Genomic DNA, 15,180 nt, shown 5'->3' with positions numbered 1-15,180 from the left:
TACCGCAGTTAGCCACCACTGCTGCGGCAACCAAATTCAAGTTTCGGGAGAGTTAACATGGGCAAGATTATCGGTATCGACCTGGGGACCACCAACTCCTGCGTCTCCATTCTGGAAAACGGTAACGTCAAAGTCATCGAGAACGCCGAGGGTGCTCGCACCACGCCGTCGATCATCGCTTACGCCAACGATGGCGAAATTCTGGTCGGCCAGTCCGCCAAGCGCCAGGCGGTCACTAACCCGCACAACACTCTGTACGCGGTCAAGCGTCTGATCGGTCGTCGTTTTGAAGAAGAAGTCGTTCAGAAAGACATCCAGATGGTCCCTTACAAGATCGTCAAGGCCGATAACAATGACGCTTGGGTTGAAGTGAATGGCCAGAAAATGGCGCCGCCTCAGATCTCGGCTGAAATCCTGAAAAAGATGAAGAAAACCGCCGAAGATTACCTCGGCGAAACAGTGACCGAAGCGGTCATCACCGTGCCTGCCTACTTCAACGACAGCCAGCGCCAGGCCACCAAAGATGCCGGCCGCATTGCTGGCCTGGACGTAAAACGTATCATCAACGAACCTACCGCAGCGGCACTGGCCTACGGCATGGACAAGGCCAAGGGCGATCACACCGTGATCGTTTATGACCTGGGTGGCGGTACCTTCGACGTATCGGTCATCGAGATCGCAGAAGTCGACGGCGAGCACCAGTTCGAAGTACTGGCTACCAACGGTGACACCTTCCTGGGTGGTGAAGACTTCGACATCCGTCTGATCGACTACCTCGTCGACGAATTCAAGAAAGAAAGCGGCATGAACCTCAAGGGGGACCCGCTGGCGATGCAGCGCCTGAAAGAAGCTGCCGAAAAAGCCAAGATCGAGCTGTCCTCGAGCCAGCAGACCGACGTCAATCTGCCGTACATCACTGCAGACGCCACCGGTCCAAAGCACTTGAACGTGAAAATCTCGCGCGCCAAGCTGGAATCGCTGGTTGAAGACCTGGTTCAGCGCACCATCGAACCTTGCCGTATTGCGCTGAAAGACGCTGGTATCGACGTTGGCAAGATCAACGACGTGATCCTGGTCGGCGGTCAGACCCGTATGCCATTGGTGCAAAAACTGGTGACTGACTTCTTCGGCAAAGAAGCCCGCAAAGACGTCAACCCGGACGAAGCGGTTGCCATGGGTGCTGCCATCCAGGGCGCGGTACTGGCCGGTGACGTGAAAGACGTATTGCTGCTCGACGTCAGCCCGCTGACCCTGGGTATCGAAACCATGGGCGGCGTAATGACTGCGCTGATCGAGAAAAACACCACGATTCCTACCAAGAAATCGCAAGTGTTCTCGACTGCCGACGACAACCAGAGCGCTGTGACCATTCACGTGCTGCAAGGCGAGCGCAAGCAAGCCGCTCAGAACAAGTCGCTGGGCAAGTTCGATCTGGCCGAGATTCCACCGGCTCCACGTGGCGTGCCGCAAATCGAAGTGACCTTCGACATCGACGCCAACGGTATCCTGCACGTAGGCGCCAAAGACAAGGCCACCGGCAAGACTCAGTCGATCGTGATCAAGGCCAACTCCGGTCTGTCCGAGGAAGAAATTCAGCAGATGGTTCGCGATGCTGAAGTCAATGCTGAGGAAGACCGCAAATTCGAAGAACTGGCTGCTGCCCGCAATCAGGGTGATGCACTGGTTCACTCGACTCGCAAAATGGTCGCCGACGCGGGTGACAAAGTGACCGCCGAAGAGAAAACCGCGATCGAAGCTGCCGTGGTTGCTCTGGAAGCCGCTGTCAAAGGCGACGACAAGGCTGCCATCGAGGCCAAGGTTGAGGAGCTGTCGAAAGTTTCCGCGCCAGTGGCTCAGAAAATGTACGCCGAACAGGCCGAGAAGCCTCAGGCTGGTGAAAAGCCAGCCGCTGAAGAAGCCAAGCACGACGACGTCGTTGACGCTGAGTTTGAAGAAGTAAAAGACAACAAGTAAGTATCGCTTGTGGTCGGTCAGTCACCCGCATTCTGCTGGTGACTGGTAGGATGTCGCCGCGCGGGGGCTTGCTCCCGCGTTGGCGTGTCTGGAATACACGAATTTTTGCAGCATTTGACACGGTTCGAATGCTGGCGGCACAGCGCTGACAGGCGCAGAGGTTTGCCGAACGTCCCCGAGAGTGCAAAGACCTATGGCAAAGCGTGATTACTACGAGGTACTGGGAGTCGAGCGCGGCTCGAGCGAAGCCGACCTGAAAAAGGCCTATCGCCGCCTGGCGATGAAGCATCACCCAGACCGCAATCCTGACGATAAAGAGTCGGAAGAGAAGTTCAAGGAAGCCAACGAGGCCTACGAAGTTCTGTCTGACACGAGCAAGCGTGCGTCTTACGATCAGTATGGCCATGCGGGTGTCGACCCGAGCATGGGGGGTGGCGGCGCAGGTTTTGGCGGAGCCAACTTCTCCGACATCTTCGGCGATGTCTTCAGCGACTTCTTTGGTGGTGGTCGCGGCGGTTCCCGTGGCGGCGCTCAGCGCGGCAGTGACCTGCGCTACACCCTGGAGCTGAATCTGGAAGAAGCGGTGCGCGGTACCACCGTCAGCATTCGCGTTCCGACCCTGGTCAACTGCTCGCCGTGTGACGGTTCCGGTGCCAAGAAGGGTTCTGCCCCATCGACGTGCCCAACCTGTGGCGGTATCGGCCAGGTCCGTATGCAGCAGGGCTTTTTTGCCGTGCAGCAAACCTGCCCGCGCTGTCAGGGTCAGGGCAAGATCATTTCCGATCCGTGCGACTCGTGCCATGGCGAAGGTCGGGTCGAGGAATACAAGACTCTGTCGGTCAAGGTGCCAGCGGGTGTTGATACCGGCGACCGTATCCGGCTTTCCGGCGAGGGCGAGGCGGGCACCATGGGTGGCCCGACTGGCGACCTGTATGTCGTGATCAGTGTCCGTGAGCATGCGATCTTCCAGCGCGATGGCAAGCACCTGTACTGCGAAGTACCGATCAGCTACACCGATGCCGCCCTGGGTGGCGAGCTGGAAGTGCCGACCCTGGATGGTCGGGTCAAGCTGAAGATTCCGGAGGGTACCCAGACCGGCAAGCAATTCCGTCTGCGCGGCAAGGGTGTTGCTCCGGTTCGGGGTGGCGGCGCTGGCGACCTGATGTGTCGGGTGGCGGTGGAAACGCCGGTCAACCTGAGTCGTCGTCAGCGTGAGCTGCTTGAAGAGTTGCGCGATTCCTTGAGTGGTGACAGCTCGCACTCACCCAAGGCCAATGGCTGGTTCGAAGGCGTGAAGCGCTTCTTCGGCGATTTGTAAGAGGGATTCAGGGCATGCGACGTATAGCTGTGATGGGCGCTGCAGGGCGCATGGGCAAAACGCTGATCGAGGCTGTTCAGCAGACACCTGGCGCGGGTTTGACGGCGGCGGTGGATCGTCCTGACAGCACGCTGGTAGGTGCTGATGCGGGTGAGTTGGCGGCTCTGGGTCGTATTGGCGTTCCGCTTTCGGGCGACCTGGCCAAGGTGGCAGACGAGTTCGATGTGCTGATCGATTTCACTCATCCCACTGTGACCCTGAAGAACCTGGCGTTCTGCCGCAAAGCTGGCAAGGCCATGGTCATCGGTACCACCGGATTCAATGTCGAAGAGAAACAGTTGCTGGCCGAGGCCGGGAAAGAAATCCCGATCGTCTTTGCTGCCAACTTCAGTGTCGGCGTAAACCTGTGCCTGAAGCTGCTCGACACCGCTGCTCGCGTGCTGGGTGATGATGTCGATATCGAAATCATCGAAGCCCACCATCGGCACAAGGTCGATGCGCCGTCTGGCACTGCCGTGCGCATGGGGGAAGTGGTTGCGCAGGCGCTGGGTCGTAACCTGCAGGAAGTGGCGGTCTATGGTCGTGAAGGCCAGACCGGTGCGCGGGATCGGCAGACCATTGGTTTTGCAACGGTGCGTGCTGGTGATGTGGTTGGCGATCACACTGTGCTGTTCGCGGCTGAAGGCGAGCGTGTCGAGATTACCCACAAGGCTTCCAGTCGCATGACCTTCGCCAAGGGCGCCGTGCGCGCAGCGTTGTGGCTGGACGGGCGTGAGCCTGGCCTGTACGACATGCAGGACGTTCTCGATCTGCATTGAGTGCGTGTCGCCCCTCAAGCGGTCGTGTAGAATCACGGCTGCTTGTTCATTTCTGCTGTTCAGCGACGTCCTGTCGCATTCTTCCAGCTTTCGGGCACATTTGCGGTGGACCAAAAAAGCCTTTTTCTGTAAGCTACAGCTTTAGTGTGTCCACTAAAAGCGCGCAGATAATTCGATAAAGAAGCGGGGTGACGTGTCTATACGTCATTCCGCTTTTTTACAACCTGCGATCGCCCCTTCAGGCTTTTTTTACGGGAGGTCTTCTTGACTAAGCCAGCCATACTCGCCCTTGCTGATGGCAGCATTTTTCGCGGTGAAGCCATTGGAGCCGACGGACAAACCGTTGGTGAGGTGGTGTTTAACACCGCAATGACCGGCTATCAGGAAATTCTGACCGATCCTTCCTATGCCCAGCAAATCGTTACCCTGACTTACCCGCACATCGGCAACACCGGCACGACGCCTGAAGATGCCGAGTCTGACCGTGTCTGGTCCGCTGGCCTGGTCATCCGTGACCTGCCGCTGGTTGCCAGTAACTGGCGTAACACCCTGTCCCTGTCGGACTACCTGAAGGCCAACAACGTCGTTGCCATCGCGGGCATCGACACTCGCCGCCTGACCCGCATCCTGCGTGAGAAGGGCGCGCAGAACGGCTGCATCCTGGCGGGCGATAACATCAGCGAAGAAGCTGCAATCGCCGCTGCTCGCGGATTCCCGGGCCTCAAAGGCATGGACCTGGCGAAAGTTGTCAGCACCCAGTCTTCCTACGAATGGCGCTCCAGTGTCTGGAGCTTGAAGACCGACAGCCACCCGACCCTGGAAGCCTCCGAGCTGCCTTACCATGTCGTGGCCTACGACTACGGTGTGAAGCTGAACATCCTGCGCATGCTGGTTGCACGCGGTTGCCGCCTGACGGTCGTGCCTGCACAGACGCCGGCCAGCGAAGTGCTCGCGCTCAATCCGGATGGTGTGTTCCTGTCCAACGGCCCTGGTGATCCGGAGCCTTGCGACTATGCCATCCAGGCCATCAAGGACATCCTGGAAACCGAGATTCCGGTTTTCGGTATCTGCCTGGGTCACCAACTGCTGGCCCTGGCATCCGGTGCCAAGACCGTGAAAATGGGCCATGGCCACCACGGTGCCAACCACCCGGTCCAGGACCTGGACACTGGCGTGGTCATGATCACCAGCCAGAACCACGGTTTTGCAGTTGACGAGGCTTCGTTGCCAGGCAACGTGCGCGCCATTCACAAGTCGCTGTTCGACGGTACCCTGCAGGGGCTGGAACTCACCGACAAGTGCGCATTCAGCTTCCAGGGTCACCCTGAAGCAAGCCCGGGCCCAACTGACGTGGCGCCGCTGTTCGACCGTTTCATCGATGCCATGGCCAAGCGCCGCTGACGGCTCGTCTCGATTATGTAGCGAGGCCCTGGACCACCGGGTTCAACCCCGAGTGAGTCCAGGTGCCGCCAGAGAATGTTCAAGGCGGACTGCCTTCGGGTAGCTCCGACTGACCTGCGGATTTGAGTGACAACCCATGCCAAAACGTACAGACATTAAAAGTATCCTGATTCTCGGTGCCGGCCCGATCGTCATCGGCCAGGCCTGCGAATTCGACTACTCCGGCGCCCAGGCCTGCAAGGCACTGCGCGAAGAGGGTTACCGCGTCATCCTGGTGAACTCCAACCCAGCGACCATCATGACCGACCCGGCCATGGCCGACGCCACCTACATCGAGCCGATCAAGTGGCAGACCGTTGCCAAGATCATCGAAGCCGAGCGCCCGGACGCACTGCTGCCGACCATGGGCGGCCAGACTGCACTGAACTGCGCGCTGGACCTGGAGCGAGAAGGCGTCCTGGAAAAGTTCGGCGTGGAAATGATCGGCGCCAATGCCGACACCATCGACAAGGCTGAAGACCGTTCGCGTTTCGACAAGGCCATGAAGGCCATCGGTCTGGAATGCCCGCGCTCGGGTATCGCCCACAGCATGGAGGAGGCTAACGCCGTCCTCGAGAAGCTCGGCTTCCCTTGCATCATTCGTCCTTCGTTCACCATGGGCGGCACCGGCGGCGGCATCGCCTACAACCGTGAAGAATTCGAAGAGATCTGCGCCCGTGGTCTGGACCTGTCACCGACCAAGGAACTGCTGATCGACGAGTCGCTGATCGGCTGGAAAGAGTACGAGATGGAAGTGGTCCGCGACAAAAAGGACAACTGCATCATCGTCTGCTCGATCGAGAACTTCGATCCGATGGGCGTGCACACCGGTGACTCGATCACCGTCGCACCTGCCCAGACTCTGACGGACAAGGAATACCAGATCATGCGCAACGCCTCGCTGGCGGTGCTGCGTGAGATCGGCGTTGAAACCGGCGGTTCCAACGTCCAGTTCGGTATCTGCCCGGACACCGGCCGCATGGTCGTGATCGAAATGAACCCGCGTGTTTCCCGTTCGTCGGCCCTGGCCTCGAAAGCGACCGGCTTCCCGATCGCCAAGATCGCCGCCAAGCTGGCCGTCGGTTACACCCTCGACGAACTGCAGAACGACATCACCGGCGGCCGCACTCCAGCCTCCTTCGAGCCGTCCATCGACTACGTCGTCACCAAGCTGCCACGTTTCGCTTTCGAGAAATTCCCGAAAGCCGACGCCCGCCTGACCACCCAGATGAAATCTGTCGGTGAAGTCATGGCCATCGGCCGTACTTTCCAGGAATCCTTGCAGAAAGCCCTGCGTGGTCTGGAAGTTGGCGTCTGCGGTCTGGACCCGAAAGTGGATCTGGCCAGTCCTGAAGCTGCCAGCATCCTCAAGCGCGAGCTGACCGTACCGGGCGCCGAGCGTATCTGGTACGTCGCCGATGCCATGCGTTCGGGCATGACCGTCGACGAGATCTTCGACCTGACCATGATCGACCGTTGGTTCCTGGTCCAGATGGAAGACCTGATCAAGGACGAAGAGAAGGTCAAAACCCTCGCTCTGTCCTCGATCGACAAGGAGCTGATGCTGCGTCTCAAGCGCAAGGGTTTCTCCGACCAGCGTCTGGCCAAGCTGCTGGGTATTACCGACAAGAATCTGCGCCGTCACCGTCACAAGCTCGAAGTCTTCCCGGTCTTCAAGCGTGTCGACACCTGCGCTGCCGAGTTCGCCACCGACACCGCCTACCTGTATTCGACCTACGAGGAAGAATGCGAGGCCAACCCATCGAGCCGTGACAAGATCATGATTCTGGGTGGTGGTCCAAACCGTATTGGCCAGGGTATCGAGTTCGACTACTGCTGCGTGCACGCGGCACTGGCCCTGCGCGAAGACGGTTACGAGACCATCATGGTCAACTGCAACCCGGAAACCGTTTCCACCGACTACGACACTTCCGACCGTCTGTACTTCGAGCCGCTGACGCTGGAAGACGTGCTGGAAGTGGTACGCGTCGAGAAGCCGAAAGGCGTGATCGTTCACTACGGTGGCCAGACCCCACTGAAGCTGGCGCGCGCACTGGAAGAAGCCGGCGTACCGATCATCGGCACCAGCCCTGATTCGATCGACCGTGCCGAAGACCGTGAGCGCTTCCAGCAGATGGTTCAGCGCCTGAACCTGCTGCAGCCGCCAAACGCGACCGTTCGCAGCGAAGACGAAGCTATTCAGGCGGCCGGCAAGATCGGTTACCCGCTGGTTGTGCGTCCTTCCTACGTGCTGGGCGGCCGCGCCATGGAGATCGTCTACGAGCTGGACGAGCTCAAGCGCTACCTGCGTGAAGCTGTTCAGGTGTCCAACGACAGCCCGGTGCTGCTCGACCACTTCCTCAACTGCGCCATCGAAATGGACGTGGATGCGGTCTGCGACGGCACTGACGTGGTTATCGGCGCAATCATGCAGCACATTGAACAGGCCGGTGTTCACTCCGGTGACTCCGCGTGCTCGCTGCCTCCGTACTCGCTGCCGGCTCACGTGCAGGACGAAGTGCGCGAGCAGGTCAAGAAAATGGCCCTGGAGCTGGGCGTTGTCGGCCTGATGAACGTTCAGCTGGCCCTGCAGGGCGACAAGATCTACGTGATCGAAGTCAACCCGCGTGCTTCGCGGACCGTGCCGTTCGTGTCCAAGTGCATTGGCACCTCGCTGGCAATGATCGCTGCTCGCGTCATGGCCGGTAAGTCCCTGAAGGAATTGGGCTTCACCCAGGAAATCATCCCGAACTTCTACAGTGTGAAAGAGGCGGTGTTCCCATTCGCCAAATTCCCTGGCGTTGACCCGATCCTCGGCCCAGAGATGAAGTCGACCGGTGAAGTCATGGGTGTCGGCGATACCTTCGGTGAAGCGTTCGCCAAGGCGCAAATGGGTGCCAGCGAAGTGCTGCCGACCGGCGGTACTGCGTTCATCAGCGTTCGCGATGATGACAAGCCGCAAGTGGCCAGCGTTGCACGTGACCTGATCAACCTTGGTTTCGAAGTCGTGGCGACCGCAGGTACTGCCAAAGTCATCGAAGCCGCCGGTTTGAAAGTCCGTCGCGTGAACAAAGTGACCGAAGGTCGCCCGCACGTGGTCGACATGATCAAGAACGACGAAGTGTCGCTGATCATCAACACCACTGAAGGTCGTCAGTCGATTGCTGACTCCTACTCGATTCGTCGCAATGCATTGCAGCACAAGATCTACTGCACCACGACCATTGCGGCCGGTGAAGCAATTTGCGAAGCGCTGAAGTTCGGTCCGGAAAAGACCGTTCGCCGCTTGCAGGATCTCCATGCAGGACTCAAGGCATGAATAAATACCCAATGACCGTCCAGGGCGCTCGCGCCCTGGAAGAAGAATTGACCCATCTGACCAAGGTTGTCCGTCCCAAGCTAAGCCAGGATATCGGTACAGCCCGGGAGTTGGGTGATTTGAAGGAAAACGCTGAGTACCACGCCGCTCGCGAGCAGCAGGGTATGGTCGAAGCGCGTATCCGCGATATCGAAGGCCGTCTGCAGAATGCCGTGGTAATCGACGTGACAACGATTCCCCATAACGGCAAAGTGATTTTCGGCACGACCGTTGACATCGCGAACGTTGAAACTGACGAAACCGTGACCTATCAGATTGTTGGCGAAGACGAAGCTGACATCAAAGCTGGCAAGCTCTCTGTGGGTTCGCCCATCGCTCGCGCCCTGATTGCAAAATCAGAGGGTGACGTGGTGTCAGTCAAGACTCCTGGCGGTTTGATCGAGTACGAGATTGTCGAAGTCAAACACCTTTAGTCGACACAGCGGCTTCGCCGCGGGTTCGATTATCTGGCAGCTGACCCAGGTTTTCTGGGTTGGCGGCCTGTGGATGTTGCACTTCGGGCTGTTGCCAGCCTTGGGCAAAATCGGCCTGGCGCCGCTTCTGGTCGAGGATATCGGTAGCCTGATCGCGTCTGTACTGGTGGGTTTCGCGGCATTTTGCGCCGGTATTCAGGCGCTGGTATTGATGCAGGCCTATGGCGTCACGAGCCTGTGGCGAGACATGCGTGGGCAGTTGCTGCTGTTGGCGTTGTTGATGTGTGCGGGCTATATGGCATTGCGCCTGGGTCTGCCCGATCTGCTGCGCTGGCAGCTGTTCTGCTATCTGGTGCTGGGCCTCACGGGCCTGCTGCTGGTATTGCAACCAGCCCCGGGCAGGGCGCGCCAGGCGCGCCGCTGAACGGAGCGAACATCAGTTGAAACGATGGATGTTCGACAGTTGCTTGTTGACCTTCGGGTTCTTGCGATAGATCAGCGCCATTTTGCCGATGACCTGTACCAATTCCGCCTTGCCCGACTTGCACAGCTCGGCGATGGATTCCAGGCGGGCTTCGCGCTCCAGGATGTTGAGCTTGATCTTGATCAGCTCGTGATCGCTCAGGGCGCGTTCGAGTTCGGCTAAAACACCTTCAGTCAGCCCATTGTCCGCCACAATCAGAACTGGTTTCAGATGGTGGCCAATGGATTTGTACTGTTTCTTCTGCTCTTGAGTGAGCGGCATAATCTGACCCTTTGTCTGATCTTGTAAAAACGGCGGCCATTTTACCCGAGGGCCCTTGGATCCGCCCAACTAATCACGACCGTTATCAACGAGGTGCCCAGTGGCGCGTTCCAAGACAAGCCTTGGCTGGCTGAAAGAACACTTCAACGACCCGTACGTAAAAATGGCGCAGAAGGATGGCTACCGTTCGCGTGCGAGTTACAAATTGCTGGAAATCCAGGAAAAGTACCGGATCATTCGGCCCGGAATGAGCGTTATCGACTTGGGCGCGGCGCCGGGTGGCTGGTCGCAGGTGACCAGTCGTCTGATCGGCGGTCAGGGGCGCCTGATCGCTTCCGACATCCTGGAAATGGACAGCATTGCGGATGTCACTTTTATCCAGGGTGACTTCACCCAGGATGCCGTGCTTGCACAGATCCTCGAAGCGGTAGGTAATTCGCACGTAGACCTTGTGATTTCCGATATGGCCCCCAATATGAGTGGTACGCCTGCCGTGGATATCCCAAAGGCCATGTTCCTGTGCGAGCTGGCTCTCGATCTGGCGACTCGGGTGCTCAAGCCGGGTGGCGATTTCCTGATCAAGATTTTCCAGGGCGAAGGGTTTGACGTGTACCTGAAGGACGCTCGTCAGAAATTCGACAAGGTCCAGATGATCAAGCCTGACTCTTCCCGGGATCGCTCCCGCGAGCAATACTTGCTGGCAAGGGGTTATCGCGGCGAGTAGGGCGTCAGGCCGGCGGTTTCCAGAGTGTCCGATAGTTTTTTCCAATCGGCAGTGCTGCCTGACCTGGATGAACATCGTGTAGTCTAGGTTCACAAAGGGTTACAGACAGGCGCCTGCAGATGTGTAGGTAATGTAGTAAGTTACGCCGGTGAATATCATGCGAGGCACGGCTGCGCCGTCAGCCGGCTTCAGAGGGTAGCGAATTGAACGATATGGCAAAGAATTTGATCCTGTGGTTGATCATTGCGGCGGTCCTGGTGACTGTGATGAACAACTTCTCCAGTCCGAACGAGCCGCAGACCCTCAACTATTCCGACTTCATTCAGCAAGTCAAGGATGGCAAGGTCGAGCGCGTCGCAGTCGACGGCTATGTCATTACCGGTAAGCGTACCGATGGCGACAATTTCAAAACCATCCGCCCAGCCATTCAGGATAACGGCCTGATCGGCGACCTGGTCGACAATCACGTCGTCGTCGAAGGCAAGCAGCCCGAGCAGCAAAGCATCTGGACCCAGTTGCTGGTAGCCAGCTTCCCGATTCTCGTCATTATTGCCGTGTTCATGTTCTTCATGCGCCAGATGCAAGGCGGTGGGGGCGGCAAGGGCGGGCCAATGAGCTTTGGCAAGAGCAAGGCGCGCCTGCTGTCCGAAGATCAAGTCAAGACTACCCTGGGCGACGTTGCAGGTTGTGACGAAGCCAAGGAAGAAGTGGGCGAGCTGGTTGAGTTCCTGCGTGATCCGGGCAAATTCCAGCGTCTGGGCGGTCGTATTCCGCGTGGCGTACTGATGGTCGGCCCACCGGGTACCGGTAAAACCCTAATAGCCAAGGCCATTGCCGGCGAAGCCAAGGTTCCATTCTTCACTATTTCCGGTTCCGACTTCGTTGAAATGTTCGTCGGTGTCGGCGCCAGCCGTGTTCGTGACATGTTCGAGCAGGCCAAGAAGCACGCACCTTGCATCATCTTCATCGACGAAATCGATGCCGTGGGTCGCCATCGTGGCGCCGGCATGGGTGGTGGTCATGATGAGCGTGAGCAAACCCTTAACCAGTTGCTGGTTGAGATGGACGGCTTCGAAATGAACGATGGCATCATTGTCATTGCGGCGACCAACCGTCCTGACGTCCTTGACCCTGCGTTGCTGCGCCCAGGTCGTTTCGACCGCCAGGTGGTTGTCGGCTTGCCGGATATCCGTGGTCGTGAGCAGATCCTCAAGGTTCACATGCGCAAGGTGCCGATGGGTGACGACGTCAACCCGGCCGTTATTGCCCGTGGTACACCAGGCTTCTCCGGTGCTGACCTGGCCAACCTGGTCAACGAAGCGTCGTTGTTCGCTGCCCGTGGTGGCAAGCGTCTGGTCGAGATGAAGGAGTTCGAATTGGCCAAAGACAAGATCATGATGGGCGCCGAGCGCAAATCCATGGTCATGTCCGAGAAAGAAAAGCAGAACACCGCGTATCACGAAGCAGGTCACGCGATCGTCGGGCGTGTCGTGCCCGAGCATGATCCGGTTTACAAGGTCTCCATCATTCCGCGTGGTCGTGCGCTGGGTGTGACCATGTTCCTGCCTGAAGAGGATCGCTACAGCCTGTCCAAGCGCGCGCTGATCAGTCAGATCTGTTCGCTGTATGGTGGCCGTATCGCGGAAGAGATGACGCTCGGTTTCGACGGCGTGACCACGGGCGCTTCCAACGACATCATGCGAGCCAGCCAGATCGCTCGCAATATGGTGACCAAGTGGGGCTTGTCCGAGAAATTGGGTCCGCTGATGTACGCTGAAGAAGAAGGCGAAGTGTTCCTGGGGCGCAGTGTTGGCTCTCAACACGCCAGCGTGTCGGGCGAAACGGCCAAGCTGATCGATTCCGAGGTGCGCAGCATCATCGACCAGTGCTATGGCACCGCCAAGCAAATCCTCACAGACAACCGCGACAAGCTCGATGCGATGGCGGATGCCCTGATGAAGTACGAAACCATCGATGCCGACCAGATCGACGACATCATGGCTGGCCGTGAGCCACGCGAGCCGCGTGACTGGGAAGGTGGTTCGGGCAGCTCCTCCGGCACGCCTGCGGCACAGGGCGATCGTCCGGAAACCCCGATCGGTGGTCCAGCGGCTCAACTCTAAGGTCCCACATGACATTTGAGCAGTACCCAACCCGGTTGCCTTGCGGCAGCCGGGTTCTTGATTTGGCCCATACCCATGTAATGGGCATCCTCAACGCCACCCCTGACTCCTTTTCCGATGGCGGTCGCTACACCCATGTCGACGATGCCTTGCGTCATGCCGCTGCGATGGTAGCTGCCGGTGCTACGCTGATTGATGTGGGTGGCGAGTCGACCCGGCCTGGTGCGCGAGTGGTTTCGCCGCTCGAGGAGCTGGAACGGGTTGCGCCGGTGGTCGAGGCGATCAATCGTGAGCTGGACGTCATCATTTCCGTTGACACCTCAACGCCTGCGGTCATTCGTGAGACGGCCAGGTTGGGGGCCGGACTGATCAATGATGTGCGTTCGCTGCGTCGCGATGGCGCTCTGGATGCTGCTGCCGATACCGGATTGCCGGTGTGCCTCATGCACATGCTGGGCGAGCCGGGTGATATGCAGGACGATCCTCGGTACGGCAACGTAGTGGCCGAGGTTGCCAGCTTTCTTGAGGGGCGCATGGCTGCTTGCGCAGCGGTGGGCATCGGTTCGGAGCGAATCATCCTGGATCCGGGTTTTGGCTTTGCCAAGACGCTGGAGCACAATCTGAGCCTTTTCAAACACATGGAAGCCCTCCATGATTTAGGGCGACCACTGTTGGTGGGTGTGTCGCGTAAAAGCATGATCGGCCTGGCGTTGAAGCGCCCGGTCGGCGAACGCTTGCATGGCGGTTTGGCGCTTGCGGCGCTGGCAATGGTCAAGGGTGCGAAAATCCTGCGGGTCCACGATGTGGCCGAGACAGTCGATGTAGTGCGCATGATCGCAGCAGTCAACGCCGCTGAATAAGAATGATGGAGCATCTATGAGTAGAAAATATTTCGGTACCGACGGCATTCGTGGTCGTGTCGGCGAGTTCCCCATTACTCCTGATTTCATGTTGAAGCTTGGCTGGGCTGCCGGAATGGCGTTTCGCAGTCAGGGCGCCTGTAAGGTGCTGGTTGGCAAGGACACGCGTATCTCCGGGTACATGTTCGAGTCTGCGCTGGAGGCAGGCTTGTCCGCCGCCGGTGCTGACGTGATGTTGCTGGGCCCGATGCCGACACCGGCGATCGCTTATCTCACGCGTACTTTTCATGCCGAAGCGGGAATTGTGATCAGTGCTTCGCATAACCCGCACGACGATAACGGTATCAAGTTCTTCTCAGGCGAAGGCACCAAATTGCCCGACGAAGTCGAGCTGATGATCGAAGAGCTGCTTGATGCGCCAATGTCCGTGGTTGAATCGAGCAAGCTAGGCAAGGTGTCACGTATCAACGACGCCGCCGGTCGTTACATCGAATTCTGCAAGAGCAGCGTGCCCACCGGCACCAGCTTTGCCGGCATGAAGATCGTGCTCGACTGTGCTCACGGTGCCACCTACAAAGTCGCGCCAAGCGTATTCCGCGAGCTGGGTGCCACGGTCACCGTGCTGGCGGCCGAGCCTAACGGCCTGAACATCAACGATAATTGCGGCTCCACTCATATCGAATCGCTCCAGGCCGCCGTTCTGGTTGGGCATGCGGATCTGGGGATCGCGTTCGATGGCGATGGCGACCGGGTGCTGATGGTCGACCATACCGGTGCAATCGTCGATGGTGACGACCTGCTGTTCATGATCGCTCGAGACCTGCATGAGCGCGGCAAGCTGCAAGGCGGCGTGGTGGGCACACTCATGAGTAACCTGGGGCTGGAACTGGCCCTGAAGGAGTTGTCGATTCCCTTCGTGCGCGCCAAGGTCGGCGACCGCTATGTCGTTGCCGAACTGCTGGAGCGCAACTGGTTGATCGGAGGAGAAAACTCCGGGCATGTCCTGTGCTGCCACCACACCACGACCGGTGATGCGATCATCGCGGCGCTGCAGGTGCTGATGTCGCTCAAACGCCGTGGCGAAACCCTGGCGCAGGCGCGTCATGGCCTGCGCAAGTGCCCTCAGGTACTGATTAACGTGCGCTTCGGTGGTGGTGTCGACCCTGTCGAGCATCCTGCGGTCAAGGAGGCCTGCGAGCGCGTTGCCGAGGCCATGGCGGGGCGCGGGCGGGTACTGTTGCGCAAGTCCGGCACAGAGCCTTTGGTGCGCGTAATGGTTGAAGGTGACGACGAAACCCAGGTCCGCGGCTATGCCGAAGAGCTCGCAAAACTGGTAAGTGAAGTTTGTGCCTGATTTTGGCTTGCCAGTCGTGATTTGGTTGGGTA

12 protein-coding genes are annotated in these 15,180 nt (G+C 58.7%); 11 read left to right on the top strand and 1 reads right to left on the bottom strand.

Annotated elements, in window-relative coordinates:
- Positions 1–57 precede the first annotated feature (57 nt).
- From dnaK to GUY40_RS16475, 7 genes are all read left to right on the top strand, one after another.
- Positions 58–1,974 (top strand): molecular chaperone DnaK, encoded by a 1,917-nt coding sequence (gene dnaK, locus GUY40_RS16505; protein WP_166569978.1) that lies wholly within the window; start codon positions 58–60, stop codon positions 1,972–1,974.
- A gap of 193 nt (positions 1,975–2,167) precedes the next feature.
- Positions 2,168–3,292 carry a molecular chaperone DnaJ gene (dnaJ, locus tag GUY40_RS16500; protein ID WP_166569977.1) on the top strand — a complete coding sequence of 375 codons (1,125 nt, stop codon included), beginning with the start codon at positions 2,168–2,170 and terminating at the stop codon, positions 3,290–3,292.
- 14 nt (positions 3,293–3,306) lie between these two features.
- Positions 3,307–4,110 carry a 4-hydroxy-tetrahydrodipicolinate reductase gene (gene dapB / locus GUY40_RS16495; protein WP_166569976.1) on the top strand — a complete coding sequence of 268 codons (804 nt, stop codon included), beginning with the start codon at positions 3,307–3,309 and terminating at the stop codon, positions 4,108–4,110.
- 264 nt (positions 4,111–4,374) lie between these two features.
- Positions 4,375–5,511, top strand: coding sequence for a glutamine-hydrolyzing carbamoyl-phosphate synthase small subunit (carA, locus tag GUY40_RS16490; protein WP_166569975.1), 1,137 nt, complete (start codon positions 4,375–4,377; stop codon positions 5,509–5,511).
- A 136-nt stretch (positions 5,512–5,647) separates the two neighbouring features.
- Positions 5,648–8,869 (top strand): carbamoyl-phosphate synthase large subunit, encoded by a 3,222-nt coding sequence (gene carB, locus GUY40_RS16485; RefSeq protein WP_166569974.1) that lies wholly within the window; start codon positions 5,648–5,650, stop codon positions 8,867–8,869.
- Positions 8,866–9,342, top strand: coding sequence for a transcription elongation factor GreA (gene greA, locus GUY40_RS16480; RefSeq protein ID WP_166569973.1), 477 nt, complete (start codon positions 8,866–8,868; stop codon positions 9,340–9,342). The genes carB and greA overlap by 4 nt, the downstream gene beginning before the upstream one ends.
- A gap of 28 nt (positions 9,343–9,370) precedes the next feature.
- Positions 9,371–9,766: an MFS transporter gene (locus GUY40_RS16475; protein ID WP_166570013.1), complete on the top strand. Its 396-nt coding sequence runs from the start codon at positions 9,371–9,373 to the stop codon at positions 9,764–9,766.
- Between the two features lie 12 nt (positions 9,767–9,778).
- Here the strand turns inward: GUY40_RS16475 and GUY40_RS16470 are convergent, their stop codons facing one another.
- Positions 9,779–10,087 carry a YhbY family RNA-binding protein gene (locus GUY40_RS16470; protein ID WP_166569972.1) on the bottom strand — a complete coding sequence of 103 codons (309 nt, stop codon included), beginning with the start codon at positions 10,085–10,087 and terminating at the stop codon, positions 9,779–9,781.
- Between the two features lie 100 nt (positions 10,088–10,187).
- On the opposite strand from GUY40_RS16470, the gene rlmE reads away from it, so the two are divergent.
- The 4 genes from rlmE to glmM all read left to right on the top strand — a co-directional run bounded on the left by rlmE (position 10,188) and on the right by glmM (position 15,148).
- Positions 10,188–10,811, top strand: a complete 624-nt coding sequence (gene rlmE / locus GUY40_RS16465) for a 23S rRNA (uridine(2552)-2'-O)-methyltransferase RlmE (protein WP_166569971.1) — start codon at positions 10,188–10,190, stop codon at positions 10,809–10,811.
- Between the two features lie 212 nt (positions 10,812–11,023).
- Complete coding sequence (gene ftsH, locus GUY40_RS16460) at positions 11,024–12,934, top strand: ATP-dependent zinc metalloprotease FtsH (protein WP_166569970.1); 1,911 nt, start codon at positions 11,024–11,026, stop codon at positions 12,932–12,934.
- A gap of 8 nt (positions 12,935–12,942) precedes the next feature.
- Complete coding sequence (gene folP / locus GUY40_RS16455) at positions 12,943–13,794, top strand: dihydropteroate synthase (protein ID WP_166569969.1); 852 nt, start codon at positions 12,943–12,945, stop codon at positions 13,792–13,794.
- A gap of 16 nt (positions 13,795–13,810) precedes the next feature.
- Positions 13,811–15,148, top strand: coding sequence for a phosphoglucosamine mutase (glmM, locus tag GUY40_RS16450; protein WP_166569968.1), 1,338 nt, complete (start codon positions 13,811–13,813; stop codon positions 15,146–15,148).
- The last annotated feature ends 32 nt before the right edge of the window (positions 15,149–15,180 follow it).

This window comes from Pseudomonas sp. R5(2019) (assembly GCF_009905435.1).
Taxonomy (GTDB): Bacteria; Pseudomonadota; Gammaproteobacteria; order Pseudomonadales; family Pseudomonadaceae; genus Aquipseudomonas.
This window is presented reverse-complemented; position numbering and strand designations above follow the sequence as displayed.

What these genes read in the sequence shown, in the direction of transcription:
- dnaK (WP_166569978.1), top strand. Translation starts at nt 58, where the DNA reads ATGGGCAAGATTATCGGTATCGACCTGGGGACCACCAACTCCTGCGTC.
- dnaJ (WP_166569977.1), top strand. Translation starts at nt 2,168, where the DNA reads ATGGCAAAGCGTGATTACTACGAGGTACTGGGAGTCGAGCGCGGCTCG.
- dapB (WP_166569976.1), top strand. Translation starts at nt 3,307, where the DNA reads ATGCGACGTATAGCTGTGATGGGCGCTGCAGGGCGCATGGGCAAAACG.
- carB (WP_166569974.1), top strand. Translation starts at nt 5,648, where the DNA reads ATGCCAAAACGTACAGACATTAAAAGTATCCTGATTCTCGGTGCCGGC.
- greA (WP_166569973.1), top strand. Translation starts at nt 8,866, where the DNA reads ATGAATAAATACCCAATGACCGTCCAGGGCGCTCGCGCCCTGGAAGAA.
- GUY40_RS16470 (WP_166569972.1), bottom strand. Translation starts at nt 10,087, where the DNA reads ATGCCGCTCACTCAAGAGCAGAAGAAACAGTACAAATCCATTGGCCAC.
- ftsH (WP_166569970.1), top strand. Translation starts at nt 11,024, where the DNA reads ATGGCAAAGAATTTGATCCTGTGGTTGATCATTGCGGCGGTCCTGGTG.
- folP (WP_166569969.1), top strand. Translation starts at nt 12,943, where the DNA reads ATGACATTTGAGCAGTACCCAACCCGGTTGCCTTGCGGCAGCCGGGTT.
- glmM (WP_166569968.1), top strand. Translation starts at nt 13,811, where the DNA reads ATGAGTAGAAAATATTTCGGTACCGACGGCATTCGTGGTCGTGTCGGC.